Genomic DNA, 25,700 nt, shown 5'->3' with positions numbered 1-25,700 from the left:
CGGCGGGCAACCGTGCCACCGCCGAGGCGCGTGCGTATCCGACAGGACGATGATCCTCACGCGTCAGCCCCTTCCAACGCAGCCCGCGGACGTGCTCCTTTCACCGCTCAGGCTTAGTCGTCCACCTTCTCCACGGCGACGCCGTGCCAGAACGCCACGTAGTCGCGGATCTTCGCGGCGGCGTCCTTCGGCTCGGGGTAGTACCAGGCCGCGTCGGGGTTGCTCTCTCCGTTCACGTTTACCGTGTAGTAGCTGGCCAAGCCCTTCCACGGGCAGGTCGTGTGGGTCGCGCTCGGTGCGAAGAACTCGCGGTTCACCGCCTCGGGCGGGAAGTAGTGGTTGCCCTCGACGACGACCGTGTGGTCGCTCTCGGCCAGCACCTGGCCGTTCCACGTCGCACGCACTGTCATGGCGGACTCCAATCTCTAGCGTCGCATCCATCAGTTCAGGCTAAGTCCACGAGTCAATCAGCCGATCAGTTCGCTCGCGAGCAGGTCCATCAGCAGACCGTCGTGCCACGTGCCGTCCGGGCCGCGCTCGTACTGCCGCATGACGCCGACCGGCCGGAAACCGACCTTGGCGTAGCAGCGGATCGCCGCCTCGTTGTCCGCGGCCGGATCGATGGTGATCCGATGGTGCCCGTGGTCATGGATCAGATGCGTGGCGAGGATCCGTACCGCATCGGTGCCGATGCCGCGTCCGTGCATTGACGCGTCGAGGTAGATGTCGATCCCGGCGTGCCGGTATTCCGGTTCCTCCTCAGCCCACCACTGAATGAAGCCGACGGTCCGATCTTCGTACTCGATGACGAAACCGTGCTCGTCCTCGGTGGCCAGCTCCTCGGCGACCGCGGCCTGCAGATCCGGGCCGCCGCGCCACCACCGGTACACCTCGGGATCGGCGCGGATCACAGCCAGCGCCGGTATGTCACCCTCGTGCGCCGGGCGCAAGGTGACGATCGATCCGGACAGCTTCACGGCGGCCAGGTCATAGCCGCTCGACTCGTGGCCGCCTGACTCGTGGCCGCCTGACTCGTGACCGGCTGAGTCGTAACCGCCTGCCCTCTGCGCTTCTGCCTGCATACCTCCGGACACTAACGACCGACGTTGCGCTCATGTGTATTACGCCAGTCGGCATACCGCGCCGGGTTCTCGATGATGCGCCGGATCGTGACTGTGGCCGCGCCGAGCAGCGGGCCGCGGCGGCCGAGCTCCGACAGCTGCAACGCCTCGGGACTCCACGGCCGCACCGTGACCCGCTCCGCCAGCTCCTTGCGCATCCCGGGCAGCAGCCATTCGCCCAGCTCGGCGTATGCGCCGCCGAGGACGAGCGCGGACGGATCCAGCAGGTTCACCGCGCCGGCGAGGGCGGTGCCGAGCGCGCGGCCAGCCTCCTCCAGTGCTTCGAGCACGCGCGGATCGCCGCCGAGGGCCTTGTCGGTCAGCGCCTTGATCCGGTCGCCGCCCGCGTCGGAAAGGCCGGAGGCACGCAGCACGGTCTGCTCGCCCGCGTACTGCTCCAGGCAGCCCCGGGCGCCGCAGCCGCACTGCGGGCCGTCCGGGTGCACCGGCACGTGCCCGAGTTCGCCCGCGAATCCGCGCGCGCCGCGGAAGAGCCGGCCGTCGATCACCACGGCCGCGCCGATGCCCGCCTCGGCCGAGACGTGAATGAAGTCGGTGGGCCGGGAGGCCGCGTGCCAGAGTTCGGCCAGCGCGCCGAGATTGGCCTCGTTCTCCACCTCGAGCGGGACCGGCCGCAGCGGCGCGGGCAGCCATTCGGCCAGCGCCTTGGCGACAGGCACGGCGCGCCAGCCGAGGTTGGGCGCCTGCTCGACGGTGCCGTGCGCGGCGTCCACAAGGCCGGGCACCGCGACCACCGCGCCGACCGGATGCAGTCCTTGGGCGGCGGCGTGCTGGAGCGCGGCGGCGGCCACGTCGCCGAGTTCGGCGAGCACGTCGCGCGGCGCGCGGCCCCGGTTAGGCGCCTCGATCTCGACCCAGGTGCGCACGGTTCCGTGCAGGTCGAGAACGCAGGCGCCCAGGTGGTCGACCCCGATCTCGAGGCCGAGGCCGGCCGGGCCCTGCTCGCTGAGCGCCAGCGCGGTACCCGGCCTGCCGACCCGGCCGCTCGGGGCGAGGCCGAGGTCCGTGGTCAGCCCGGCCGCGGCCAGCTCGTTGATCAGGCTGCCGACCGCCGCGCGGGTGAGGCCGGTGCGCTCGGCGACCTCCGCGCGCGAGCTCGGGCCGTGTGCCGCCAGGGCGGCCATCACGAGCGCGAGGTTCTGCCGGCGCATGCCTTGCTGCGAAGCCGGTCCGGCGGTTCGGTGCGTCGGGGCTCGGTGAGCGCGCGCGTCCCGCCGGGTTATCGGACGGCCGTCATCCACTCCGGCATGCTCGCTCCCGCCGGCCGAATCACCGGCTTTCGTCGCAGGATTCCCGGTCTCATCACGATCGCCGGTCGAGTCGCTCACGCTGCCCCTCCTCGCGCGTCTCAGCAGCCGGTTTCACGTCGACGCGGAATCGTTTCCGAGTCCGTCACCCTGTGCGAACAGCCCGCCGCGTTCGGCTCGTTGCAGAGTAGCCGCGATAAGGACACGAGCGGCGTCGTCGCGAGGCAACGGTTCGAACACGGGTCCGGCCGCGGTACCCCACCGTCGCGCCACCGCGTCGGCCGCCTCGCCGGTCAACAGTCCGGCCGCCTGCGCAGCGGCACCCAGCGCGACGATCTCCTCCGCCGCCGGGATCTGCACCGCGCGCCCGGACAGCCTCCGCACCGTGTCCTGCCAGGCCTTCCCGCGCGCGCCGCCGCCGATCAGCAGCAGCGGCGTGTCCGGCGCCAGCTCCTCACCGCCTGCCCGCAGCACGTCGTCGAGCGCCGCGAGCAGCGAGTACGCCGCTCCGTCGTACGCGGCCTGCAGCAGTTGGCCCGGAGTCGTGTCGTGCCGGAGCCCGGTCAGCAGGCCCGACGCGAACGGCAGGTTCGGCGTGCGCTCGCCGTCGAAGTACGGCAGCACCACCGCGCTTGCGCCAGGCTGCACCGCCTCGCGGTCCAGGCCGAGCAGCGCCGCGATCCGGTCGACCGCGAGCGTGCAGTTGAGCGTGCAGGCGAGCGGCAGCCAGGCGCCCAGCGCGTCCGCGAACCCGGCCACCGTGCCGCTCGGGTCGGCGGGGCGGCCGCGCGTCACCGCGTACACGGTCCCTGAGGTTCCCAGGCTCAGCACCGGCGCGCCGGTCTCAAGGCCGAGCCCGAGCGCGGCCGCCATGTTGTCGCCGGTACCCGCGCCGACCAGCGTCCCCTCGCGCAGCGGCACCGCGCTGCCGCGACCTGTGCCGCTTCCGGCCGCGCGCACCTGCCCGGCAGGCTGCCCCGGCTGCACGACCTGCGGCAGCAGCGACGGGGAAAGGCCCATTTGGTCAAGCAGGTCCGTGTCGTAACCCTCCGGCGTCCACCAGCCGGTGCCGGACGCGTCGCCGCGGTCCGTCGTCGCGCTTCCGGTCAGCCGCTCGGTCAGATAGTCGTGCGGCAGCCTGATCGCGGCCGCCCGCTCGGCGGCCTCCGGCTCGTTTTCCCTGAGCCAGGCCCACTTCGCGATCGTGAACGACGCGGTCGGCACGCTCCCGATCCGCTGCGCCCACCACTGCGCGCCGAACCGCTCCACCAGCGCCGCCGCCTGCGCTGCGCTGCGCACGTCGTTCCACAGCAGGGCCGGCCGCACCGGCACGCCCTTCTCGTCGAGCGCCACGAGCCCGTGCTGCTGCCCGCCGATCGCGACGGCCTGCGCCGTGTCCGCGTAACCCGTCTGCTCCAGCGCGGTGACCAGCGCCTCCCACCACTGCTCCGGATCGCTCTCCCGCCCGGCGCCGCCGCTCACCGTGTGCGCCGCCCTGCCCTGCCCGACCACCGCGCCGGAGTCGACGTCGACCGCGAGGGCCTTGGTCGACTGGGTGGAGCTGTCCACGCCGATGACAATGCGCGCTGTGGTCGGCGACATCCTCGTCCCCTCGGTCGGTTCGCGGCGCGGGAGGCTTCCGACGGGGGTGGATACCGCCCGGGGCCGCGAAGGAGTAGGTTGGGTTGCGGAATTTGTATTCCGCGTTTACGAATGAGGCTAGCCCTCCGAGACCTCCGGGAGCAAGCAATGACGCAGTCCCTTACGCCCACACCGGACGACAAGTTCACCTTCGGCCTGTGGACGGTCGGCTGGCTGGGCCGCGACCCGTTCGGCGACGCCACCCGCAAGCCGCTCGACCCGGTGGAGTCCGTGCACCGGCTCGCCGAGCTCGGCGCCTATGGCGTCACCTTCCACGACGACGACCTGATCCCGTTCGGCTCCTCGGACGGCGACCGCGAGGCGCACGTCAAGCGCTTCCGGGCCGCCCTCGACGAGACCGGGATGAAGGTCCCGATGGCCACCACGAACCTGTTCACCCACCCGGTCTTCAAGGACGGCGCGTTCACCGCGAACGACCGGGACGTGCGCCGCTACGCGCTGCGCAAGACCATCCGCAACATCGATCTGGCCGTCGAGCTCGGCGCCAAGATCTACGTCGCCTGGGGCGGGCGCGAGGGCGCCGAGTCCGGGGCGGCCAAAGACGTGCGCGTCGCGCTCGACCGGCTGAAGGAGGCCTTCGACCTGCTCGGGCAGTACGTCCTGGACCAGGGCTACGACCTGCGCTTCGCGATCGAGCCCAAGCCGAACGAGCCGCGCGGCGACATCCTGCTGCCCACGGTCGGCCACGGCCTGGCCTTCATCGAGCGGCTGGCGCACCCCGAGCTGGTCGGCCTGAACCCCGAGGTCGGCCACGAGCAGATGGCCGGGCTCAACTTCCCGCACGGCATCGCCCAGGCGCTGTGGCACGGCAAGCTGTTCCACATCGACCTCAACGGCCAGTCCGGCATCAAGTACGACCAGGACCTGCGCTTCGGCGCCGGCGACCTGCGCGCCGCGTTCTGGCTGGTCGACCTGCTGGAGTCGGCCGGGTACGAGGGACCGCGGCACTTCGACTTCAAGCCGCCGCGCACCGAGGACTACGCCGGGGTCTGGGCCTCGGCGGCCGGCTGCATGCGCAACTACCTGATCCTCAAGCAGCGGGCCGCGGCCTTCCGCGCCGACCCCGAGGTCCAGGCGGCGCTGCGCGCCTCCAGGCTCGACCAGCTCGCGCAGGGCACCCTGGCCGAGGGCGAGACGATCACCGACCTGCTGGCCGACCGCAGCGCGTTCGAGGACTTCGACGCGAACGCCGCCGCCGAGCGCGGCATGGCCTTCGAGCAGCTCGACCAGCTGGCGATGGACCACCTGCTCGGCGTGCGCTGATCCGAATCCGAACCGGCCGCGTCGCAGAGCTCTTGCTCCGGCGCGGCCGGTGTCGGGTTCCAGGCGCCCCTGCGGCGCGCCGAGGCGTATGAATCTTCAACCTTGACAGTCTTCGAACACTGTTTTAGCGTCCGAGCTACCGCCGTCGCCGCCTGCCAAGGGACCGCCGAGTGGACGCAGAGTTCGAACAGTTGACTGAAGGCGCACCACCGCCCTTGGCGCGCGTGGAGCGCCACATGGACGCTGCGTGACCGCAACGGTCGAGGCATACGACGACGTCGCGGCCATCCCCGACTGGGACGAGCTGGCCGCGGACAGCGGGGCCCCGGTCTTCTACAGCAGCGCCTTCCTCACCGCGTACCGCAAGTCGGAGCTGCTGCCGGCCGACGCATTCGCCTACCTCATGCTGCGCGACGCGGATCAGACGGCCCGCGCCTGCCTGCCGGTCACCCTGCTGCCGCAGATGGACCCGGTCGGTTCGCTGGCCGTATACGAACCCTCCATCGCTGCCGAACCGCGCGGGCTGATCAGCCACAACTGGCACTGCTACGACACCTGGCTGCCCTCGCGCGGCGGGCCGGGCGACCTGGACGCGATCCGCGCCGTGCTCGCCGCCTTCCAGCAGCTGGCCGCCGACTTCGCAGCGCCCTGGTACAGCCTGGTCAACGTCGACGCGACCGGACCGCTGGCCGCCGCCCTCACCGCCCTCGGCGCCCACGGCCTGCCGATCGACCAGCGCTACGTCCTGGACCTGCCGCCGGGCTTCGCCGCGGCCGACTACCTCGCCGGCCTGCCCGCACACCAGCGCAACACCCTACGCATGCACCAGCGCCGCGCCGAGCGCGCCGGAGCGGTGACCCGCGTGCTGGAACCGGGGTCGGCCGAACCGGACCGGCTCGCCCGGATCGAGCGGATGATCGAGTCCGAGCACAGCGTGCCCGGCCGGTTCGCCCCCGGCGGCTTCCAGCACTTCCGGCGGCTGCTCGGGCAGGCCGCGCGCATCATCGAGGTCTGCGTCGACGGCCGGGTCGTCGGCCTCGGCTTCTGCCTGCTCGACGGCGTGCGGCTGCACCTGTGGACCTGCGGGGTGGAGCGCGGCGCGGAGGACTTCAGCCCCTTCTACCTGCTGTTCTACGAGGCGCTCGAGTACGCCGCGCGGCTCGGCCTGGCAAGGTTCGAATGCGGCCGGCGCAACGGGGATTTCAAGCGCAGGTACGGTCTGCGCCCGGTGCCGCTGCTCGCCTATGTGGCGCCGACCCACAAACCGCTCGGCGCGCTCGTCCAGGGATAGCGGCAACCTCTGACGGTTGCGCCGATCCCGGACGAGCGCGCCTTAGACGTGCCGCGCTGGTCGCGCGCCGGCGTCGGTGGGAGGCGGCTGCCGGGGGCGACTGGCGGGGCGGTGACTACCGGGATGTGAACGCCAGCGACCAGACCAGGTTGGCGTTGAACGTGCCCACGCCGCTGGCCAGGTCGTAACCCGGTCCGGCGGTGTAGCCGGTGACTCCGCCGAAGGAGTTGTCGCCGCTGGTCACGTCGACGACCCCGGCGAAGGCCGAGTGCCGGCCGGCGCCGAGCTCGTACAGCGCGTCGTTGATGTTGCCGAGCCGGTGCCCGGCCACCTGGTCGGCCAGCGCCACGACGCCCGCGAAGATCGGCGAGGCCTCGCTGGTGCCGCCGATGATGTGCCAGCCGACGCGGGTGGGCTGGTAGCTGAAGTACACCCACGCGCCGCCGTTGACCGCCGCGCTCGCCGAGATGTCCGGGGTGCCGCGGTGGGTTCCCACCACGCCGCGGACGCCGTGCTGGAAATCGGGCCGGCTGAACACGGCCGACAGGCCGCCGCCGCCCGCGCCGTAGCCGTCGTTCCACACCACGTCGGGGGAGAGCCGCTTGCCGGAGTCGTCGAGGGTCAGCTGCGTTCCGCCGATCGAGGTGACCAGCGGGTCCGAGGACGGCCAGGAGTTGACCGGCATGGGGTACAGGCCGGAGCCGTCCAGCGTCGCGTTGGTCGCGCCGTCGTCGCCGGAGGATGCCAGCACGGTCACGTGGTGCCTGGCCGCGGCCTTGAACGCGTAGCGCAGGTTCAGCAGGCTGCTGAAATCGCCCTTGTCGAAGCCGGGGAAGGTGTTCTCGGTGGCGCCGAAGCTCTGCGATATGACGTCGCCGACCCCCGAGTCGATCAGCTGCTTCTCGGCGGTCATCATCTCCGGGAAGCCGGTGACGCCCTCGGTCTCCGCGACCGGCGTCTCGACCAGGACGATGTGCGCGCCGGGCGCGATCGCGTGCGCGTATTCGACGTCGAGGGTGCTCTCCGCGGCCCAGCCGGTCATGTCCGGGTTGCTCGGGTCGAAGGGCGGGATGGTGCCGGCCTGCACGATCTGCACGGTGGTGTCCGGCAGGCCCCACTGCGCGTCGAAGACCTGCAGGTCGTGCTGGATGGTCGGCGAGCCGAAGGAGTCGACGAGCACGATGGTGCGGCCGGCTCCGTTGATGTGGAAGCGGTACAGGCTGTCGAGCCCGTACGCGGTGTGGTACTGAACTGGCGAGTAGCAGTGGATATGGAGCTGCGTCAGGCACTGCGAGGTGGGCAGCGGGCTGGTCAGGGTCCTGGCATCGACGTGGTCGGTGACGGCCGGCACCGGTTTGACCGGATGGGCCGCGAGGGTGGCTGTGGCGGAACCGCCGGCCCGGGGCGCGGTCTGCGCCGCCGCGGCCGCGGAGGACTGCGCGAGGGCGATGAGCAGCGCCGCCGCGCCGGCCTCGAGCACCAGGATCGATCTGCGCTTGCGGGTGTGTCGCAAGTCGAACTCCTTCGGACGGGCATCGAGCGGGCACCCCGGTCTGAGGTGCCCATGTCGCATGGCACGTTCAACTCAGCCGCTTGGCAAGCGCCCGTCCGCAATTAGCGCCGAGTCGTTATGTCCCGCCGACCGCCCACGGCTTGACTCCCCGTCAGCGGCCCGCCTGGACCACCGCCAGCACCACGGCCAAGATCAACCCTAAGCCGAAGGCGGCGATCCCCGCCGGGTCACGGCGTCCGGGAGCCGCCAGACGGATGAGGTAGACCGCGCACACCGCCGCCAGCACCACCGCGCCGGCCACCCCGAGCGGATGCACCGCGAGCCCGATCGCGACCAGCAGCGCGGCGAGCAGCTTCACCGGCGCGAAGACCGTCGTCGCGAGCTGCGGCGACAGTCCGGTGAACCGGGTGAAGTTCGGCATCGTCCGGCCGGTCCACAGGTTGATGGGCGCCATCACGAACTCGGCGATCAGCAGCACCGAGCAGATCCACATCAATGCCGTCATCCGGCCCTCCCCGGGTCGTCACAGCGCTCTGCGCGCGCTCGACACGCGCGGCGCTGCTTACGGTACGGGAAACGCAGGCCCCTGTCGGCGGTCGCGCACCCGGATCGCGGCCGGCTTGGCCGGGCCCTTGCCGGGCCTTGACCGCAGGTGACCGCCTACGCGGCGCGGAGTGAACCACTCATGCGGTGCGGCGTGATCCACTCATGCGGACCGGTTGTAAGCGCGGTGGGAGGGTACACGGTCGGGGTGATCACGCTCGGGGTCGAGGAGGAGTACCTGCTGCTCGATGAGGCCAGCGGCTACCCCGCGCCGGCGGCCGACGAGGTGTGCCGGGCGGCCGGGATGCAACCCGCGCTCGCGAGTGCCGAGGTGCAGCACGAACTGCTGCTCGCCCAGCTCGAGGTGGCCACTCCGGTGTGCGAGACCCTGGACGAGGTCGGCGGCCACCTGCTGCGCCTGCGGCATTCGCTCGGCGAGGCCGCGAGCCAGGTCGGCTGCCTGCTGGCGGCCACCGCCGCGGCCCCGTTCCGGCAGGAGGGGCCGGCCGTCATCACCGACACGCCGCGCTACCGCGGCCTTTACGAGGATGCGCCGCAGCTCGTCGACGAACAGCTGATCAACGGTATGCACGTGCACGTGGGCGTCCCGGACCGGGTCACCGGCGTCGCGGTGCTCAACCGGTTGCGGCGCTGGCTGCCGGTGCTGGTCGCGCTGTCCGGCAACTCCCCGTTCTGGGGCGGCCGCGACACCGGCTTCGCCAGCTGGCGCACCGTGGTCTTCGGCCGCTGGCCGGTCAGCGGGCCGCCCCCGGCCTTCGCCGACGCCGCCGACTACGAGCGGCGCGTACGCGGCCTGGTGACCGGGGGAGTGATCCGCGACGTGCACCAGGTCTACTGGCAGGCGCGGCTGTCCGAACGCTACTCGACGGTCGAGGTGCGCGCCTCGGACGTGCAGCTGCGCGTCGAGGAGGCCGTCATGCTGGCCGGCCTGATCAGGGGCCTGACGCAGACGGCGATCTGGCGGCACGAGGCCGGCGAGCCGGAGCCCGAAACGCTGCCGGAGATCGCCTCGGCGGCCGGCTGGCACGCCGCGCGCTACGGCCTCGACGGCTCGCTGATCGGCGCCGAGGGAAGGCCGGTCGCGGCGAGAGAGGCGGCACGCGCGCTGCTGCGGCACGTGCAGCCCGCGCTGGCCGAATACGGAGACGTCGACCAGGTGACGGCGCTGGTCGAGCGGACCTTGGACGAGGGCAACGGCAGCCAACGGCAGCGCACGGCATTGGCCGACTGCGGCCAGCGCGGACTGGTCCGGTTCATCGCGGCAGAGACGACAAAGGACCTTGAGACGCGCTGAGCGCGGCTGGTGAGGTGGCCGTTACTGCTCCGGTTCCGGCTCCAGCGCCCGGACGAACTCCCGGGCCTTCTCGGCGATGGCCTCGTGGTCGCCGCGCTCGACCAGGCTCGGCGGCACTACATCGGTCCCCGCGCCGACTGCCGCCGCTCCTGCGTCGAGGAACCCGCGCGCGTTCGCCGCGTTGACCCCGCCGGTGGGGATCAGCCGGGCGCCGGGGAACGGTCCGAGCAGGTCGCGCAGGTAAGCCGGGCCGCCGATCCGCGCCGGGAACACCTTGACCGCCGCCGCCCCGAGCTCGAACGCCCGGCTCAGCTCGGTCGGCGTGAGCGCGCCCATGATCAGCGGCACGCCGCAGGCCTGCGCCACCGTCGCGACGTCCGGCCGGATGTCGGGCGTCAGCAGGAAGCGCGCGCCCGCGGCCACCGCGTCGCGCGCGTGACTCGCCGTCAGCACCGTCCCCGCGCCGATCACGCTGCCGGGCACCTCGGCCGCCTCTTCGATCACGTCGAGCACGCCGGGGATGGTGAAGGTGAACTCGACCAGTCGGATGCCCCCTGCGGCCAGCGCCGAGACCAGCCCCGCCGCGTCGGCGACCTGGTTGGCGCGCACGATGCACAGCACGCGGTCGCGGGCCAGCAGATCCAGCGGGTCGGGGCGCTGTGAGGGGTGTTCGAGTGCCTGCGCGTGCGCCGACCCGTGAACCTGCGATGCCTGCATTCGTACCTCCGCGTCCGTCATGGGTTCCGCCGCCGCGCGCCGCGCCGCAGCGCCCGCCCCGGTGTGGCCTGTGTGCGCCGATGGCCGTCGATCACGAACTCGCCGCCGACCAGAACGTAGGGGATGCCGGTCGCGGTTCGACGCGGCTGCTCGAACGTCGCCCGGTCGGCCACCGTCCCGGGGTCGAACAACACTACGTCCGCGGCCAGCCCCGGCGCGACCCTTCCGCGGTCCGTAAGTCCGAGCCGGCGCGCGGCCCGGCCGGTCATCTGCGCGACGCACTCCTCCAACGTGAGCAGTCCTTCCTCCCGCACGTAGTGCCCGAGGTAGCGCGGGAAGGTGCCCCACGCGCGCGGATGCGGCCGCGCGCCGATCAGCAGCCCGTCGCTGCCGACGAGGTGCGCGGGGTGCCGCAGGATGGTGCGCACGTTCTCCTCGTTGCCGACGTGCAACAGGCAGGAGACGCCCAGGTCGTCGGCGAGCAGCAGGTCGAAGCAGAACTGTGCGGGCGGCTGGCCGGCCTGCGCGGCGGCCTCGGCCACGGTCAGGCCGGCCAGCGTGCTGTTGGACGCGTGCCGCGTGCCGCTGATCTGGATCGCGGCCCAGTCGATCGGCACGCCGTGGCACCCGTCCGAGCCGGTGACTTCGAGGTCTGCCGCCATCCGCGCGCGGGCGGCGGGGTCGCGCAGCCGGGCCGCGAGCGCGTCCGGTCCGCCGCTCGCCGCCCAGCTGGGCAGCAGCGCGGCGAGCGTCGTCGCCCCGGGAAGGTAGGGATAGCTGTCGAGCGTGATGTCCACGCCGCGCGCGGAGGCTTCGTCGATGAGCTCCAGCAGATCCGGCGCCCGGCCCGCGTTGACGGAGAAGTTCAGCGTCGCGTGCGCGAGGTGAAGCGGGCAGCCGGACTGTTCGCTGACCCGGATCATCTCCTCGTAGGCCTCCATGGCGCCCACGCCGTAGCTGCGGTGGTGCGGGCTGTAATAGCCGCCGTACTCGGCGACCACGCGGCACAGCTCGATCAGCTCGTCAGTGTCCGCATACATACCCGGCGTGTATGTCAGGCCACTGCTCATACCGACGGCGCCCTGCTGCAAACCCTCGGCGAGCAGGCGCCGCATCGCATCCAGCTCAGGCTCAGTCGCCGGACGGTCATCGTTGCCGACGCACAGCATGCGCAGCGTTCCCTGAGGCATTAGGTAGACGGCGTTGACGGCGCAGCCCTCGTCGATCCGGTCCAGGTACTCGCCGACGGTGCGCCAGTCCCAGGCGAGTTCCTCGGGATCGCCGTGCCAGCCGGAGATCTGCTGACGCAACTGCTTCAGCGCGCCGTCGTCCACCGGGGCGTAGCTCAGGCCGTCCTGGCCGAGGACTTCGAGGGTGACGCCCTGCGACGTCTTCGCCAGATGCTCCTTGTCGACGAGCAGCGCCAGGTCCGAGTGCGCGTGCATGTCGATGAACCCGGGAGCGAGTACGAGCCCTGAGGCGTCGACGACACGGTCGGCGTCGAACCGCGCGGCCTCCTCGCCGACGGCCGCGATCCTTCCGCCCGCGAGCGCGACGTCCGCACGCGTTCGCGGCGCGCCGGTACCGTCGGTGACGTGGCAGCCGCGGAACAGCACTGTCGGCGCCGTATCCGTGCCCTGGTTCTCCATCGCGCTCACACTCTCGTCTTGCCTGTGTCCAGAAGTCGGTGCTGCCTAGAAGAACGTGCGGATGACGTCCACGACGTGCCCGTCCTCGACGACCGGAATCAGCTGCCACTTGTCGAAAGCGGTGCACGGATGGGAGATGCCGCAGGCGACGACCTCGCCGATGCGCAACCGCGTGTCGCCGCCGTGCCGCAGGAAGGCGTGCTGGTCGGCGAGTGCGGCGATCGAGCAGCCGGTCAGCCGTTCCGTAGCGCCGTCCGCGCGCTCGACGGTGTGCGGCTCGGGCAGGCCGAGGTCGAACGGCGCGTCGCGTTTGCCGAAGTCCAGCAGCGCGAGACCCGGCTCGGGAGTCGAGAGTACGCGGCCACGGATGCTGAGCGCGGGCCGGAACCCGGCGTCGGCGGTCAGCGGTGTCAGCCTTCGATAGTGGCCGTCGTCATGCGTTATATAGGCGCCGCTGCGCAACACGGTCCGCACCGGACGCGAGGCTTTCCACGCACCGCCGAGGATCTCGACCACGTCGTCGAAGTACGCGCTGCCGCCGGCCGTCGCGACGATCTCGTCGGTCTCGTCGAACAACCCTGCCTCGTCGAGCCGGCCGACGAGCTGACGCAGGGAACGAAGATACTCGCGGATGTGCTCGATGCTCTGCGGCGCGCGGTCGGGAGCCAGCGCCCCCTCGAAGCCGCCGGCGCCGACGAGCCGCAGCCGATCCGCCGCGCGCACAGCACGCGCCACGGCCTCAGCTTCGTCCAGGTTCCGGCAGCCGGTCCGGCCGCCCGGCGCGCCGAGATCGATCACGATCTCCACCGGGCGCGGCGCGTCCGCCTCGGCGAGGGCCGCCTGCATCAGTTCCGCTCCGGTGACGGAATCGGCGAAGCACAGCAGGCGGAAGTGCGGCGAGCGGCGCAGCTCTTCGGCGACCCAGCGCAGCGAGTCGGCGTCGACGAGCTGATTGGCGAGCACGATCGTCGCGACCCCGAAGGCCCGGTAGGTCCGCAGGTGCGCGATCGTCGCGGCGGTGATTCCCCAGCAGCCGGCGTCGAGCTGGCGGGCGAAGAGCTGCGGCGCCATCGTGGTCTTGCCGTGCGGTGCGAGATCAACCCCGTGTTTCGCGCAGTACTGCGCCATCAGGGTCAGATTGTGGTCGAGCGCGGGACCGTCGAGGACGAGCAGGGGAGTGCCGAACTGCGCGAGCGGCGGCTTGGCCTCGACGAGATCGGCCACGGTGAGGCCGTCGAAGCGGGCCGGGAAGCCCTTGTAGCGCCAGTCGATCCGCTCCGCGGCCAAGGCACCGAGCGCTGCGTCGTCCACGACCCTCCTCATTAGATCTCCGTTGCAACATATGCAACGTGATTGCGTATGTTGCTCACCCGGTTGTAGCATCCGGCAGCGCGGTACGGCAAGGGATGACCACGCGGAGCAGGGGAGGGCGGCAGGTGACTGGACCGGCAGTGACGTGTGTCGGTGAAGCCTTGGCGGTGCTCATCCCCGACGAGGACGCAGCCGAAGACAAGGAAGTAGCCGGATACGCGCTGGCGGTGGGCGGCGCGGAGGTCAACGTGGCGTGCACGCTCGCGGCGCTCGGCGTCCCGGCCCGCTGGGTCGGCCGGGTGGGAGACGACCGCTTCGGCCGCGTCGTCCTGCGCAGCCTCGCCGCACACGGAGTGGACGTATCAGAAGTCGAAATCGATGCGCAGCGCCAGACCGGCTTGTACGTCAAGGAGATCGTCACATCCAGCGCCGGCATGGCCGCCGACTCGCCGTCCACTGTCATGCGGTACTACCGCGCCGGATCAGCGGCCTGCTCGATGAACCCAAGCCTGGCGGACACGGCCGCCGTCCGCGATACGCCGGTGCTGCACTTCACCGGCATCACCGCAGCGCTCTCCGATTCCTGCGCCGCGCTGGCCGACGCCTTCCTCGCCTCGCCGCGGCCCGGCCGCATCGTGGCCTTCGACGTGAACTTCCGGCCCGTGCTGTGGGCCGGGCGCGACCCGGGGGTGCTGATCGATCTGGCGCGCCGCGCTGACCTGGTCTTCATCGGCGCCGACGAAGCCGAGGCGGTCTGCGGTGTCGGCGATCCGGACGCGTTGCGCCGGCTGCTGCCCGAGCCGCGCACGCTCGTGGTGAAACAGGGAGCTGACGGCGCGACCGGATTCGAGGCGGGCGAACGCGTCGACGTGCCCGCGCTGCCGGTCGAGATCGCCGAGCCGACCGGAGCCGGAGACGCCTTCGCCGCCGGATTCATCGCCGGAACGCTGCGCGGCCTCTCCCTTCGAGACCGGCTGCGGCTCGGCACGCTCGCCGCCTCCTGCGCCCTCCGGGTGCGCGCGGACCTCGGTGTGATGCCCGACCACGCGACCATCGAGCGCTTCATCGCGACCGGAGAGATGCAAGGCCGCGCTGCCGAACCGGCACCCGGCGCCGAGATCAAGGCAGGGGCCGTATGAGCCAGACCGTCGATCGCGCCCTGCGCATCCTGACCGATCTGGGCGGCGGCCCGAAGACCCTCGACCAACTCGCCGCGCTGCTCGACGTACACAAGTCGACCGCGCTGCGGCTGCTTCAGACCCTTGAGTCACAGGGTTTCGCCCGCCACGACGAGCAACACCGGTACCGGCTCGGACCGCGCCTGTTCGCGCTGGCCCACCAAGCCCTCGACGACCTCGACATACGCCGACTCGCCGCACCCCACCTCGCCGCGCTCAACCAGAAGCACGGCCACACGGTGCATCTCGCGGCGTACGTGGAAGGCACAGTCGTCTACATCGACAAGTACGACAGCAGACATCCCGTGCGGATGAACTCGCGCATCGGCGCGCTCGCGCCCGCGCACTGCACCGCGGTCGGCAAGGTCCTGCTCGCCGGGCTGCCCGAACCGCGCCGCAAGGCCGCGATCAGCCGGCTCGGCTTCGAGCGCTACACGCCGAACACGATCACGGACCCGGGCGCGTTCGAGGCCGAACTCGGCAAGGTCGCCGCCCAAGGCCACGCCCAGGACCGCGCCGAGCACGAGGACTACATCAACTGCGTCGCGGCCCCGATCCGGGACGCCGCCGGGACCGTCCTGGCCGCCGCGTCGCTCTCGGTGCCAGAACCCGTACTCACGTATTCCGGCGTCCTCGCCCTGCTGCCCGATCTGCTCGCCGCCGCCGACGCCGCCTCCGCGGAACTCGGCTGGACCGCCCCGCCCCCGCACCACGACCAGGAGAACTAGCGATGCCCAAGATCGCCGTCACCACCGCAGACGCCCCGGCGCCAGTGGCCTCCTATTCGCAGGCCGTCCGCAAGGGCAACATCCTGCAAGTCGCCGGGCAGGGGCCGACCGACCCGGCGACCGGCGAGTTCGCGGGCGAGACCGTCGCCGAGCAGACCCGCCAGACGCTGCTCAACATCCAGGCCATCCTGCGCGCCGCCGGAGCCGACTTCGACGACGTGATGATGATGCGCGTCTACCTGGCCGACGTAGCGCACTTCGCGGCCATGAACGAGGTGTACAGCACGTTCGTCAGCGCGCCGTTCCCGGCCCGCACGACCGTGTACGTCGGCCTGCCCGCCGGGATGCTGGTCGAGATCGACGCGCTCGCGGTGCTGGAAGACTGAGCATGCCGACGCCCGACGTGATCGACGACCTCGCGGACCTGGGCCTCATCCCCGAGCCGCGGGAAGTAGAAGTAGCGGTGCGGCTTCGCTTCACGCTCACCGACGCCACGGTGCTCGACGCCGACGAGCGCAGCGCCGAAGTCGCCGGCTGGCTTCGCTCCGCGCTCGGCCCGGCGACCGGCCTTCCGCTGCGCGACGGCCACAGTCCGGGCAACGCCATCACCCTGCGCGTGGCCGATCCCGCGACGAACACCGCCGGCCTCGGCCCCGAGGGCTACCGCCTGACGGTGACGACGAGCGGTGCCACGCTCGAAGCCGAGACCAGCGCAGGGCTCTTCTACGCCGCTCAGACGCTCCGCACGCTCTTGCCCTCCGCCGCGTTCCGCCGCGCGCCGATCAGCTCAGGACCCTGGGACGTGCCGGCGGTCACGATCACCGACCGGCCCCGGTTCGGCTGGCGCGGCGCGCTGCTCGACGTGGCCCGCCACTTCCTGCCCAAGCAGGACGTGCTGCGCTTCATCGACCTGATCGCGCTGCACAAACTCAACGTCCTGCATCTGCACCTGACCGACGACCAAGGCTGGCGCCTGGAGATCCGGCGCTACCCGCGTCTCACCGAGGTCGGCTCCTGGCGGCGGGAGAGCCCGCTCGGCGACCGCCGGCACGACCGCTTCGACGGCCGCCCGCACGGCGGCTTCTACACCCAGGACGACATCCGGGAGATCGTCGCTTACGCGGCCGCCCGGCACATCACCGTGGTCCCCGAGATCGACGTACCCGGACACGCGGGGGCCGCGATCGCCGCGTACCCGCACCTCGGCAACACCGACTCGCCGAACCAGCCCGACCAGCCCGAGGTCGCGACGCGCTGGGGCATCCTCGACAACGTACTCAACGCCGAGGAATCCACCCTGCAGTTCCTGCGCGATGTTTTCGACGAGGTCGTCGAGCTGTTCCCGTCCAAGCACATCGGCGTCGGCGGCGACGAGTGCCCGACCGGGCCGTGGGAGAACAGCCCGCGCGCCAAGGGGCACATCGCAGAACGCGAACTCCCGGACGCCGACGCGCTGCGGTTCTGGTACGTCGCACGGCTCGCCGAGCACCTCGCGACCCACGGCCGGGTGCTCTACGGCTGGGACGAGATCTGCGACGGCGGACTGCCCGCAGACGCCGTCGTCGCGTCCTGGCGGGGGATCACCGGGGCGATCACGGCCGCCAAGCGCGGGCACGATGTGGTGCTCTGCCCCGAGGACCAGGTCTATCTCGACTGGCGCCAGTCGGACGACCCGGGGGAGCCGACCCCCATCGGCAAGGTCTCGTCGCTAGCGCACGTCTACGCCTTCGAACCCGTCCCCGCGGCGCTCAGCGAGAGCGAAGCGCAGCACGTACTCGGCGCGCAGTGCAACATCTGGACCGAGCACATCGACTCGGCCCGCGCCGTCGACTACATGGCCTTTCCCCGGCTGACGGCCTTCGCCGAAACCGTGTGGAGCGACCCGCGGGACCGGGATTTCGACGACTTCGCGCGACGTCTGGCAGTACACGAACGCAGGCTCGACGCCCTGGGCGTCGAGTACCGGCGCGCGTCGGGACCGCTGCCTTGGCAGTCGCGCCCCGACGCGCCGGGCTGGCCTCGCTAACGGCGCCGCTGTCGGTGCCAGGGCCGAGTATCCGGAAAGCCGCTACCCGATCAGTACTCGCGCGACGTTCCGCACCTGATACGAAAGCCCGGTCGCCGACAGCGCGCCGCCGGCGCCGTCCACGCGCAGCACCGCGACGTTGTGCGAACGCTGGTTCGCCACGAACAGGAAGCGCCCGTCCGGGCTGAACGCGATGTCCCGCGGCCAGCTTCCCTCGCAGGACCACCGGCCGACCGGCTCGAGCCGCGAACCGCCGTCGCGGACCTCGAACACGCTGATCGACTCGTCCCCGCGGTTGGAGACGTACAGGAAACGGCCGTCGGCGGAAAGCAGGATCCCGCCGGGCGCGTTCTCGCCGCCCTTCGGATCGGGCACGGCCGGGATCTCGGCGAGCTCCTTCGCCGAGCCGGTCGCCGCGTCGTACGCGCACACCGACACCGAGTTGCCCAGCTCGTTGGCCAGGTAGAAATGCTCGCCGGACGGGTGGAAGACCAGATGGCGCGGACCGCTGCCCGGCCGCATCCGGTTCTGCGCGATGAGCGTGAGGCGCCCCGACAGCGCGTCGAGCGAGTACGCGTAAACGCTGTCAGTGCCCAGATCCACGGAGAGCACCACTTGAGCGTCCGGAGCGGCCGCGACCATGTGCGCGTGCGGCCCGGCCTGACGCTCGGAGTTCGGCCCCGAGCCCTGGTGCTGCGAGACGTCTGACGACGCGCCCAGGCTGCCGTCCGACTCGATCGGGTGCACGGCGACGTTCCCCGTCCCGTAGTTCGCGGACAGTACATAGCTGCCGCCGGGCTCGACCAGAATGTGGCAGGGCAGCCCGCCGTGCGTCGGCTGCTTGTCCAAGAACGTCAGGGCGCTGGTTCCCGCGTCGATCGAGAACGCCGCGACCTGTCCGTCGTGCTCGTCCTCCTGCACCGCGTAGAGCACGTCCCCGGCCGGCCCCAGTTCGAGGAAAGACGCCTCGGGCAGATCGCCGCCGCCGAGCGGCTCGATCGCCAGGGCTTCGGGGTCGAACTCGGCCACGGTGATACCGGGCGCGGGCTGCGGTGACGGATCGTCCTGCGTGTACCTGCCTATGAATAGCCTGACGCGGTCGCTCATGCACGCCTTCCTTTGATCGTTGGGACCAGTATTGCGCGTATGCCCGCATCGGCCCGGCGCAGCGGCAGCCGACCCGATTCACGCTTTGTTCATGATTCAACTATCCTGGTGGCGTAGGGTCGAGGAATCGAGCAGAAGGAGACCCACCATGCCGGCGTTTCCGATCACGAGCGCTCCGCAGGGCTTGAAGCCGTCACTCGACCTGCGCGATCCGGGCGACCGCTTCGCCACCCGGCTGTCCTGGCTGGACTCGAAGCACTCCTTCTCCTTCGGCCGCCACTACGACGCCCGCAACACGCATTTCGGCCTGCTGCTCGTCAACAACGACGACGTGGTGCGGCCGGGCGCCGGGTTCGAGACGCACCCGCATGAGGACATGGAGATCGTCACCTGGGTGCTGCGCGGCGCGCTCGTGCACCAGGACTCCGAAGGGCACAGCGGGGTCATCTATCCGGGGCTCGCGCAGCGGATGAGCGCGGGCCGCGGCATCCTGCATTCGGAGAAGAACGACTCCTGGCGGCTGACCGGCGGCGCCGAGCACGACGAGCCCGTGCACTTCGTGCAGATGTGGGTGGTGCCTGACGAGGCTCGCATCGACCCCGGCTACGAGCAGCTCGAAATCGGCGACGAACTGCTGCGCGGCGGACTCGTCCCGGTCGCCTCCGGCATGGACCGGCACGAGGGCGCGGCCGCGATCCGGATCAAGCAGAAGGACGCCGCGCTGCATGCGGCACGGCTGGAGCCGGGCGGCTCCGTCACGCTGCCCGCAGCCCCCTACCTGCACGTGTTCGCAGCGCGCGGCGCGGTGGAGCTGGAAGGCGCAGGCGTGCTCGGAACAGGCGCTGCGGCACGGATCACGGCCGGAGACAGCCAGCGGGTGACCGCGATCGAGGCGTCCGAGATCCTGGTCTGGGAGATGCACGCCAAGCTCGGGATCGGCTGACGCCCCGTCCGGTATCTCCTCTATCCCTGTCGGCGCCCGGGCGGTCAGACCTCGAGGACCAGCGTCACCGGACCGTCGTTGACCAGCGACACCTGCATCTTCGCGCCGAACACGCCGAGCTCCACGTGCGCGCCCAGCTCGCGCAGCGCCGCGGCCGTCGCCTCCACCAGCGGTTCCGCGACCGGTCCCGGAGCGGCGGCGTTCCAGGTCGGGCGCCTGCCCTTGCGCGCGTCGCCGTAGAGCGTGAACTGCGAGACCAGCAGGATCGGCGCGCCCACGTCCGAAGCGGACTTCTCCTCGTTGAGGATCCGCAGCGTCCACAGCTTGGCCGCCAGCCGCCGGGCGTGTTCCTTCGTGTCCTCGTGTGTGACGCCGACCAGACGCAAAGGCCCGGCTCGGTGATCTGTCCGACGACCTCGCCCTCGACCCGCACGGCCGCCTCGGTGACCCGCTGCACGACTGCTCGCATGCGGCAGATCGTGCCACGGACGGGCCATCGGAGCGGAATCTGTCGGTGGCTGGGTATAGAACATAAGTACGAGCGAAGCGCGAAGGAGGATCGAACATGTCGACGATGGCAACCGCGACACCGAGCGGCACCGGCGCCGCGACCGATCGCCTCGGCGCGGCGATCGCCCTGGCCGAGCGCGGCTTCGCGGTCTTCCCGCTGCGCCCGGGCAGCAAGGTCCCCGCGGTGCGCGAGGACTGGGAGGGGCTGGCGGTCCGCGATCCGCGGCGCCTGCGCGAACTGGGCTGGCCGCCGCACGCGAACTTCGGCATAGCCTGCGGGCCGAGCGGCCTGTTCGTGCTCGACCTCGACGTCCCTAAGCAGCCGCGCGACGGCGAAGGGCAGCGCGGTGCCGACGCGCCCACGTCCGCGCACCAGGACCCGCGCGACGGCGCGCACGCGCTGCGCGGCGCCGACACGTCCCAGTCCACACACCAGGACCCGCGCGATGCCGAAGGGCAGCGCGGTGCCGACGCGCCCGCGTCCACGCGCCAGGAGCCGCGCGATGGCGCGCAGGCGCTGCGCGAGTTGGCCGCCGGCCGGCCGATACCGCGCACATTCACCGTGGCGACGCCGTCCGGTGGCATACACCTCTACTTCCGCGCCCCGAAGGGCCTTCAGCTGCGCAACACCGTGGCCCGGCTCGGCCCGCTGATCGACACGCGCGCGGCCGGAGGCTATGTAGTCGGACCAGGCTCGACGATCGGCCGCAACCGCTACGAGATCGCGGACGACTCGCCCGTCGCGCCGGTCCCGCGCTGGATCGTGCGCGAACTCGCGGCAAGGTCACGTCAGGCGGCTCCGGCGCTGCCTCCCCTCGCCGTCAACCGCTCCGACGTGGCCGGCTCTCGCATGCCGGGTGCCGCGGCGGCCGCGTACGGGGCGGCGGCGCTGCGCAACGAGGTCGAGCGGATGCGCACCGCGAGAATCGGCACGCGCAACGACACGCTCAACCGCTCCGCGTACGCGCTGGGCCGCCTGGTCGGCGCCGGCCTGCTGGACCGCGACCTCGCCGCCTCGGAGCTGTTCCACGCGGCGCGCCAGGCCGGACTGCCGGCCCGCGAATGCGCCTCGACCCTCGCCTCGGGCCTCGGCGCGGGCATCGCCCGGCCGCGCTTCCCGGCTCGCCGCAGGCCCGACGCCCGAAGCTCGGCGGTGCGGATCGTGTTCGCTCGATCTGCGCCGAACGAGGCTCGCGGATCGAGTGACCCGCCGTCAGATGTCGCGCACCAGGCGCCGAAGCGCCCGAACCGGCGGTCGGCGCGCGATCGGGCCGACCTCCGGATCTTCGCCGCGCTGCGGGCCATGGACCAGGCGTACGACACGGTCGCGTTGAGCGCTGCCTCACTGGCGTTCAGTCAGGACTGGCGTCGTATACGGGCACTGATGGATGCGTTACGGGATCTGCGGGACGCAGGGCACTTCGGGGCGGCGCAGCGGCGTCACGCCGGCCGATTGTGCGAAGCCGTTCGAGATCTCGCTGCGGCAATGGAGCGGACCGTCCAAGGCTCCGCTCGCCGCCCTCCGGGCCGCAGACGGACCCGCTCGCCGCTCAGCAAGGCTCTGCACGACCTGAAGCTGGCCGCGGACGCCGCGATTGACGCTGCGGCGAGCCCCGCGAAGCGGCTCAGTACCGGGAAGGCGGCCTGATGCCCCGTCCGGCACCCGGCCGGCTCGATCGCCTCGACCCGGTTCTGCGCCAAAGCGAACGAAATTGTCAGTGCCGCCGCCTAGGCTGGACCCAGCCGAGACAGAGCACGCGAAGGGGCGTGCGTGCGGCCCGCGGAGAGGAGGAGCCGGATGTTGCCAGGACCTGGCTCGCACTACCGGCTGCCTGCCGGATCCGCGTGGGGCGACATCGACTCGCCGGTCGGCCCGCTCGGCGCCGTGGTGACCTCGCGAGGGCTGCTGCGGCTGACCTTCGGTCCGCTCGCCGGCTTCGCGGACGACCTGGCCTCCTCGGCCCCGGGGGCGAAGGGCGGACTGGAGCCCGCGCCGCTGCTGGAGCACGAGTTCGGCGCGCTGATATCCGAAGAGCTCGAGGAGTACTTCGCCGGGACGCTCACCGAGTTCACCGTGCCGGTGGACTGGTCGCTCACCTCAGGAGTCCAGCGCTCCATCCTCAGCACCCTGCACGCGAAGGTCCGGTTCGGAGACACCGTCGGCTACGGCGACCTCGCGCTGCTGTCCGGCCGGACGCTGGGCGCTTCCCGGCTGGTGGGCACCGTGATGGGCAGCAACCCGATCGTGATCGTCGTGCCCTGCCACCGGGTCATCGCGGCCGACGGGGGCATCGGCGGCTTCGGCGGCGGACTGGAGGCCAAGCGCCGATTGCTCACCCTTGAAGGTTCCTTGCAACCGACCCTGTTCTAAGTCTTATGCGATCGGTCCCACCTGCGCGTGGGCCGAGCAGAATACTGACGCGTCAGACCCCTTACCGCTCCGTCAACGCGTTCGGGTGGCGAACCGCCGTCACTGGCACACTCTTGCCACTTTCCTCCACGCAATGCGAGCGGCCGAACCCGGACTGTTAGCTTCCTGAGCACCGCGTTCCCGAGTTCCGGGTTCCTCGGGGCAGCCAAGCGGAGGGATGGGGATGTTCATCCGATTCACCGACCGTACCGACGGACCGCCGGCCGGCGTGATCCGCGCGCAGCGGATCAGGCAGTACCGGCACGACGAGCCCGTCGGCGAGCTGTCCAGCCTGCCCGACGCGGAATGGGCCCTGCTGACCGCCTGCGCCGACGCGCACTGGGACGACTTCCCGGTCGAGGCCAGCATCCCGCAGCTGATCGCCGAACAGGTGTGTATCAATCCGGACGCGGCGGCCGTCGTCTTCGACGGCGAGGAACTGAGCTACGCGCAGCTGTGGACCCGCGCCGGGGGCGTGGCGGCCAAGCTGCGGCTGGCCGGCGTGCGCCGCGGCCACCCGGTCGGCCTGTGCTGCGAGAGCTCGATCGAACTGGTCATCGGGATGCTCGGCATCCTGCGCTCCGGCGGCGCCTACGTCCCGCTGGACCCCAGCTACTCGGCTGAGCGCTTGAACTTCATGCGGCAGGACATCGGCCTGCGCGTCATCGTGGCGCAGGCGGGAATCGAGCTGCCCGGCGGGCCCTACCGCCCGGCGGTGGTCCGCACCGTGATCGTCGACTCCGATCCGGCCGTGCTGACCGACCCCGAGACCGCCGGCCTGTTCGAGGACGACCCGTGGGCCGCCGGCCCGGACGACCTGGCGTACCTGAGCTATCCCGCGGGCCCGGGCGCGGCGCCGACCATCATGGCCTCGCACCGCAACGTGCTCAGCCTCCTGGACGCCACTCGGCGCTACGGCTGAGCCTGAACACTCTCTGAAACGCCCAAGGCGGTCCGACGCTGAGCGTCGGGGCGCCTTGTGGTTTATCTGGGCGCCTACCGGTCCGTATGGTGCCTCTACGGCGCTCCCGGCACGGTTACCGGCTGTCGGTCGGCCAGCTGTCGTCAGCCGGCGCTCCGCCGGTCCCGGTGCCGGACCGGCGGCGTGAGCACCGAATGCGGCGAGCTCTCCCGGCTCGCGGGCGGATAAGGCCTCGGGTCGGGGCAGCGCCGCGGCCTTTCACCACTTTCACCCACTGCCTTCATTGGCACTGCTTTCATCGACACTGCCTTCACCGGCACGGGTTTCACAGTCGCCGCTTTCAACCGCGCTGCGCTTCCCTCCCGCAGTGCTTGAGGTCAGACCAGCCCGCGCCGCGCCGCCTGCACTCCCACCTGGAACCGGCTGGTCGCGCCGAGGCTTTCCATCAGCGCCGCCACCCGCCGGGCGAAGGTGCGCCGGCTCATGTGCAGCTGCGCGGCCGCGTGGTCGTCGGTGACCCCGTTGCTGAGCACCTGCAGGATCTCCCGCTGCTCCGCGGTGACCTGCCCGGGCGGCGGGCTGTTCGGCGGCTGGCCGCAGGCGGCGGCCCAGGCCAGGTCGAAGGCGACGGCCAGCGAGCGGGCCGCGACCACGTGCGGCTGCGGGGCGAGCCGGCCGGCCATCGGGTGGCGCGGGTCGGGGTGCGGCATGTACAGCACCGAGCGGTCCCGGACGATCACCGGGTACGGCAGGCTGAACGTGGTCGGCGCGGCCGTGCCGAGCCGGGTGAGCGCCGGGAACGGCGCCGGGTCGCCAGGTCGCGCCGGGCCGTGCAGCACCCGGACCGTCAGGCCCTGGCGCAGCAGCTTGGAGAACAGGCCGGACGGCACCATGCGGTCGAACAGCCACGGCTCGGGCACCAGGGCGATCAGCTCGTCCCGGGTCAGCTCCTCGAGTTCCGCGCCGAGCAGCGCGGCGGCTCCGCGCGCCGGACCTGCGATGTGTCCGGCCGGGGCCTCGGTCCAGGGGCGGCGTGCCGGAACGGGTTCGCGGCGGCGCAGCCGGACGGGAGCGGAAAGCGTTTCGGTCATCGTCAGTCCCAGATGAGGTCGTTGGCGGTGCTCACCTGCGAGGTCGTGGCGGTGACCACGGTGGCGGGCGCGGCGGCGGCGAGGGCGGAGACGGCGAGCACCGGAGTGGCCGAGACGACGGCGGCGGCGACGAGCAGGCACGCGGGACGGATGGCACGCTTCATGGGAAAGCCTCTTTCGTGCAGGGTCAAACCCAGTGCGGGGAATAGGGCGGAACAGTGGGTAATTCGAAGCCCGCGGTGCCTCGGAGAACCATTATCCGAGGCAGGATTTTGCCGGAGTCCGGCGGCCCCTGTCACCGTTCCGTGCTGACATGACCCTGCGGTGGCAGCAAGTTGTTGCCCCGCCTCACACCCCCAGAAGGATCTTCTCCGCCCCCGGTACCACCCCGGCCCCGCAGTACTCCATCGACCAGCCCCGCAGTTCAGGGCAGCGCTCCAGTGCCCGCTTGCAAAGTCCTGCCGCGGCGGACTCCGCGGCCGCCAGATCCGGGTGGCACAGGAACAGCGCGAGGCGCGCCTCGTGGCTGTCGGTCTCCGCGTAGAGGTGTTCCAGCCGGTCGTCGGGGTCTGCGATATTCGTGAAAAGACGGCGAAGATCGGCGGCGTTAATGCTTCTATCCTCAGTGCTTAGACGTGAATTGATGAGGTACATATCCCCGATGTTCCGTCAGACAGAGGCTGTGGACCAGGATTTCCGTGTGGCAGAATCTTGCGGTGCAGGGACCTGCACGCTTCACTGAGGAGCAACCGATCGTTGGGGGCTTGCCATGCTGGAAGCACTGGGTTTGGACGCACTCGGCGTCAATTCGGACGCGGAGCGGGTGTACAAGACCATGCTCGCCGAGCCGCGCCTCGGCGTCCTCGAGCTCGCGCGGCGGTTGGAGTGGCCGGCCGAACGGGTGCGCGAGGGCCTCGACGAGCTGGCCAGGCTCTCCCTGTTGCGGCCCTCCGACGAGAATCCCGGCGCCATGCGCTTGGTCAGCCCGGAGGTCGGCCTTTCCTCGCTGCTGGCCAAACGCGAGGCCGCGCTGCTTGAAGAGCAGCGGCAGATCGCGGCCAGCCGCGCTGCGGTCGCGCGCGTGGTGGCCGACTACGCGGACCTGCACCCCTCCCGCCACCACTCGGACATC

At 71.4% G+C, this 25,700-nt stretch carries 24 protein-coding genes and 2 pseudogenes; 12 read left to right on the top strand and 14 right to left on the bottom strand.

What is annotated here, in order from left to right; translation table 11 throughout:
- Positions 1-113: 113 nt before the first annotated feature.
- The 4 genes from VFB40_RS24625 to xylB all read right to left on the bottom strand — a co-directional run bounded on the left by VFB40_RS24625 (position 114) and on the right by xylB (position 3,991).
- Entirely contained in the window at positions 114-410 is a 297-nt protein-coding gene (locus tag VFB40_RS24625; RefSeq protein ID WP_324854659.1) for a DUF427 domain-containing protein, read from the bottom strand.
- Positions 411-467: 57 nt separating this feature from the next.
- Positions 468-977: a GNAT family N-acetyltransferase gene (locus tag VFB40_RS24620; RefSeq protein WP_414642143.1), complete on the bottom strand. Its 510-nt coding sequence runs from the start codon at positions 975-977 to the stop codon at positions 468-470.
- Positions 978-1,093: 116 nt separating this feature from the next.
- Positions 1,094-2,293, bottom strand: coding sequence for an ROK family protein (locus tag VFB40_RS24615; RefSeq protein WP_324854655.1), 1,200 nt, complete (start codon positions 2,291-2,293; stop codon positions 1,094-1,096).
- Between the two features lie 210 nt (positions 2,294-2,503).
- Positions 2,504-3,991, bottom strand: a complete 1,488-nt coding sequence (gene xylB, locus VFB40_RS24610) for a xylulokinase (protein WP_324854653.1) — start codon at positions 3,989-3,991, stop codon at positions 2,504-2,506.
- Positions 3,992-4,138: 147 nt separating this feature from the next.
- Between xylB and xylA the strand changes: the two genes are divergently transcribed.
- The gene (xylA, locus tag VFB40_RS24605; RefSeq protein ID WP_324854651.1) at positions 4,139-5,314 is read left to right on the top strand and encodes a xylose isomerase; all 1,176 of its coding nucleotides are present in this window, start codon (positions 4,139-4,141) and stop codon (positions 5,312-5,314) included.
- A gap of 247 nt (positions 5,315-5,561) precedes the next feature.
- Positions 5,562-6,605 (top strand): GNAT family N-acetyltransferase, encoded by a 1,044-nt coding sequence (locus VFB40_RS24600; protein WP_324854649.1) that lies wholly within the window; start codon positions 5,562-5,564, stop codon positions 6,603-6,605.
- A 115-nt stretch (positions 6,606-6,720) separates the two neighbouring features.
- Here the strand turns inward: VFB40_RS24600 and VFB40_RS24595 are convergent, their stop codons facing one another.
- Together VFB40_RS24595 and VFB40_RS24590 are read right to left on the bottom strand one after the other, a co-directional pair.
- Entirely contained in the window at positions 6,721-8,118 is a 1,398-nt protein-coding gene (locus tag VFB40_RS24595) for a S53 family peptidase (RefSeq protein ID WP_324854647.1), read from the bottom strand.
- Between the two features lie 151 nt (positions 8,119-8,269).
- Positions 8,270-8,596 carry a hypothetical protein gene (locus tag VFB40_RS24590; RefSeq protein ID WP_324854645.1) on the bottom strand — a complete coding sequence of 109 codons (327 nt, stop codon included), beginning with the start codon at positions 8,594-8,596 and terminating at the stop codon, positions 8,270-8,272.
- Positions 8,597-8,869: 273 nt separating this feature from the next.
- Between VFB40_RS24590 and VFB40_RS24585 the strand changes: the two genes are divergently transcribed.
- Complete coding sequence (locus tag VFB40_RS24585) at positions 8,870-9,976, top strand: carboxylate-amine ligase (protein WP_324854643.1); 1,107 nt, start codon at positions 8,870-8,872, stop codon at positions 9,974-9,976.
- A gap of 21 nt (positions 9,977-9,997) precedes the next feature.
- Here the strand turns inward: VFB40_RS24585 and VFB40_RS24580 are convergent, their stop codons facing one another.
- From VFB40_RS24580 to VFB40_RS24570, 3 genes are read right to left on the bottom strand one after another with little or no spacing between them, the layout of a single operon-like run.
- Positions 9,998-10,693: a bifunctional 4-hydroxy-2-oxoglutarate aldolase/2-dehydro-3-deoxy-phosphogluconate aldolase gene (locus VFB40_RS24580; protein ID WP_324854641.1), complete on the bottom strand. Its 696-nt coding sequence runs from the start codon at positions 10,691-10,693 to the stop codon at positions 9,998-10,000.
- 17 nt (positions 10,694-10,710) lie between these two features.
- Positions 10,711-12,342 carry an N-acyl-D-amino-acid deacylase family protein gene (locus tag VFB40_RS24575; protein ID WP_324854661.1) on the bottom strand — a complete coding sequence of 544 codons (1,632 nt, stop codon included), beginning with the start codon at positions 12,340-12,342 and terminating at the stop codon, positions 10,711-10,713.
- A gap of 45 nt (positions 12,343-12,387) precedes the next feature.
- Positions 12,388-13,653 carry an alanine racemase gene (locus VFB40_RS24570; RefSeq protein ID WP_324854639.1) on the bottom strand — a complete coding sequence of 422 codons (1,266 nt, stop codon included), beginning with the start codon at positions 13,651-13,653 and terminating at the stop codon, positions 12,388-12,390.
- Between the two features lie 125 nt (positions 13,654-13,778).
- Between VFB40_RS24570 and VFB40_RS24565 the strand changes: the two genes are divergently transcribed.
- From VFB40_RS24565 to VFB40_RS24550, 4 genes are read left to right on the top strand one after another with little or no spacing between them, the layout of a single operon-like run.
- On the top strand, positions 13,779-14,792 hold the full coding sequence (locus VFB40_RS24565) for a sugar kinase (RefSeq protein WP_324854637.1): 1,014 nt from the start codon (positions 13,779-13,781) through the stop codon (positions 14,790-14,792).
- Positions 14,789-15,559 carry an IclR family transcriptional regulator gene (locus VFB40_RS24560; protein WP_324854635.1) on the top strand — a complete coding sequence of 257 codons (771 nt, stop codon included), beginning with the start codon at positions 14,789-14,791 and terminating at the stop codon, positions 15,557-15,559. The genes VFB40_RS24565 and VFB40_RS24560 overlap by 4 nt, the downstream gene beginning before the upstream one ends.
- 2 nt (positions 15,560-15,561) lie before the next feature.
- Positions 15,562-15,945 carry a RidA family protein gene (locus tag VFB40_RS24555; protein ID WP_324854633.1) on the top strand — a complete coding sequence of 128 codons (384 nt, stop codon included), beginning with the start codon at positions 15,562-15,564 and terminating at the stop codon, positions 15,943-15,945.
- Positions 15,946-15,947: 2 nt separating this feature from the next.
- Entirely contained in the window at positions 15,948-17,585 is a 1,638-nt protein-coding gene (locus VFB40_RS24550; protein ID WP_324854631.1) for a beta-N-acetylhexosaminidase, read from the top strand.
- Positions 17,586-17,627: 42 nt separating this feature from the next.
- On the opposite strand, the gene VFB40_RS24545 is transcribed toward VFB40_RS24550, so the two are convergent.
- On the bottom strand, positions 17,628-18,692 hold the full coding sequence (locus tag VFB40_RS24545) for a lactonase family protein (RefSeq protein WP_324854629.1): 1,065 nt from the start codon (positions 18,690-18,692) through the stop codon (positions 17,628-17,630).
- 148 nt (positions 18,693-18,840) lie between these two features.
- Here VFB40_RS24545 and VFB40_RS24540 point away from each other — a divergent pair, with 148 nt between their 5' ends.
- The gene (locus VFB40_RS24540) at positions 18,841-19,635 is read left to right on the top strand and encodes a pirin family protein (RefSeq protein WP_324854627.1); all 795 of its coding nucleotides are present in this window, start codon (positions 18,841-18,843) and stop codon (positions 19,633-19,635) included.
- 44 nt (positions 19,636-19,679) lie between these two features.
- On the opposite strand, the pseudogene dtd reads toward VFB40_RS24540, so the two are convergent.
- A pseudogene (dtd, locus tag VFB40_RS24535) lies at positions 19,680-20,104 on the bottom strand (D-aminoacyl-tRNA deacylase).
- Between the two features lie 96 nt (positions 20,105-20,200).
- Between dtd and VFB40_RS24530 the strand changes: the two are divergent.
- From VFB40_RS24530 to VFB40_RS24520, 3 genes are all read left to right on the top strand, one after another.
- Positions 20,201-21,793, top strand: a complete 1,593-nt coding sequence (locus tag VFB40_RS24530; protein ID WP_324854623.1) for a bifunctional DNA primase/polymerase — start codon at positions 20,201-20,203, stop codon at positions 21,791-21,793.
- Between the two features lie 150 nt (positions 21,794-21,943).
- On the top strand, positions 21,944-22,516 hold the full coding sequence (locus VFB40_RS24525; RefSeq protein ID WP_324854621.1) for a methylated-DNA--[protein]-cysteine S-methyltransferase: 573 nt from the start codon (positions 21,944-21,946) through the stop codon (positions 22,514-22,516).
- Between the two features lie 223 nt (positions 22,517-22,739).
- On the top strand, positions 22,740-23,477 hold the full coding sequence (locus VFB40_RS24520) for an AMP-binding protein (protein WP_324842573.1): 738 nt from the start codon (positions 22,740-22,742) through the stop codon (positions 23,475-23,477).
- 377 nt (positions 23,478-23,854) lie between these two features.
- On the opposite strand, the gene VFB40_RS24515 is transcribed toward VFB40_RS24520, so the two are convergent.
- From VFB40_RS24515 to VFB40_RS24505, 3 genes are all read right to left on the bottom strand, one after another.
- Positions 23,855-24,568, bottom strand: a complete 714-nt coding sequence (locus VFB40_RS24515) for a helix-turn-helix transcriptional regulator (protein ID WP_324854618.1) — start codon at positions 24,566-24,568, stop codon at positions 23,855-23,857.
- Positions 24,569-24,570: 2 nt separating this feature from the next.
- The gene (locus VFB40_RS24510) at positions 24,571-24,732 is read right to left on the bottom strand and encodes a hypothetical protein (RefSeq protein WP_324854616.1); all 162 of its coding nucleotides are present in this window, start codon (positions 24,730-24,732) and stop codon (positions 24,571-24,573) included.
- Positions 24,733-24,916: 184 nt separating this feature from the next.
- Positions 24,917-25,222: a hypothetical protein gene (locus tag VFB40_RS24505; protein ID WP_324842570.1), complete on the bottom strand. Its 306-nt coding sequence runs from the start codon at positions 25,220-25,222 to the stop codon at positions 24,917-24,919.
- 115 nt (positions 25,223-25,337) lie between these two features.
- Between VFB40_RS24505 and VFB40_RS24500 the strand changes: the two are divergent.
- A pseudogene (locus VFB40_RS24500) lies at positions 25,338-25,700 on the top strand (hypothetical protein); the annotation flags it as partial.

The organism is Actinocrinis sp., from assembly GCF_035650855.1.
In the GTDB taxonomy this organism is placed as follows: Bacteria; Actinomycetota; Actinomycetes; order Streptomycetales; family Catenulisporaceae; genus Actinocrinis.
This window is presented reverse-complemented; position numbering and strand designations above follow the sequence as displayed.

Coding starts and splice junctions, on each gene's coding strand:
- VFB40_RS24545 (WP_324854629.1), bottom strand. CDS start 18,692: ATGAGCGACCGCGTCAGGCTATTCATAGGCAGGTACACGCAGGACGAT.
- VFB40_RS24575 (WP_324854661.1), bottom strand. CDS start 12,342: ATGGAGAACCAGGGCACGGATACGGCGCCGACAGTGCTGTTCCGCGGC.
- xylA (WP_324854651.1), top strand. CDS start 4,139: ATGACGCAGTCCCTTACGCCCACACCGGACGACAAGTTCACCTTCGGC.
- VFB40_RS24540 (WP_324854627.1), top strand. CDS start 18,841: ATGCCGGCGTTTCCGATCACGAGCGCTCCGCAGGGCTTGAAGCCGTCA.
- VFB40_RS24580 (WP_324854641.1), bottom strand. CDS start 10,693: ATGCAGGCATCGCAGGTTCACGGGTCGGCGCACGCGCAGGCACTCGAA.
- VFB40_RS24525 (WP_324854621.1), top strand. CDS start 21,944: ATGTTGCCAGGACCTGGCTCGCACTACCGGCTGCCTGCCGGATCCGCG.
- VFB40_RS24520 (WP_324842573.1), top strand. CDS start 22,740: ATGTTCATCCGATTCACCGACCGTACCGACGGACCGCCGGCCGGCGTG.
- VFB40_RS24555 (WP_324854633.1), top strand. CDS start 15,562: ATGCCCAAGATCGCCGTCACCACCGCAGACGCCCCGGCGCCAGTGGCC.
- VFB40_RS24505 (WP_324842570.1), bottom strand. CDS start 25,222: ATGTACCTCATCAATTCACGTCTAAGCACTGAGGATAGAAGCATTAAC.
- VFB40_RS24560 (WP_324854635.1), top strand. CDS start 14,789: ATGAGCCAGACCGTCGATCGCGCCCTGCGCATCCTGACCGATCTGGGC.
- VFB40_RS24510 (WP_324854616.1), bottom strand. CDS start 24,732: ATGAAGCGTGCCATCCGTCCCGCGTGCCTGCTCGTCGCCGCCGCCGTC.
- VFB40_RS24625 (WP_324854659.1), bottom strand. CDS start 410: ATGACAGTGCGTGCGACGTGGAACGGCCAGGTGCTGGCCGAGAGCGAC.
- VFB40_RS24615 (WP_324854655.1), bottom strand. CDS start 2,293: ATGCGCCGGCAGAACCTCGCGCTCGTGATGGCCGCCCTGGCGGCACAC.
- VFB40_RS24530 (WP_324854623.1), top strand. CDS start 20,201: ATGTCGACGATGGCAACCGCGACACCGAGCGGCACCGGCGCCGCGACC.
- VFB40_RS24550 (WP_324854631.1), top strand. CDS start 15,948: ATGCCGACGCCCGACGTGATCGACGACCTCGCGGACCTGGGCCTCATC.
- VFB40_RS24515 (WP_324854618.1), bottom strand. CDS start 24,568: ATGACCGAAACGCTTTCCGCTCCCGTCCGGCTGCGCCGCCGCGAACCC.
- xylB (WP_324854653.1), bottom strand. CDS start 3,991: ATGTCGCCGACCACAGCGCGCATTGTCATCGGCGTGGACAGCTCCACC.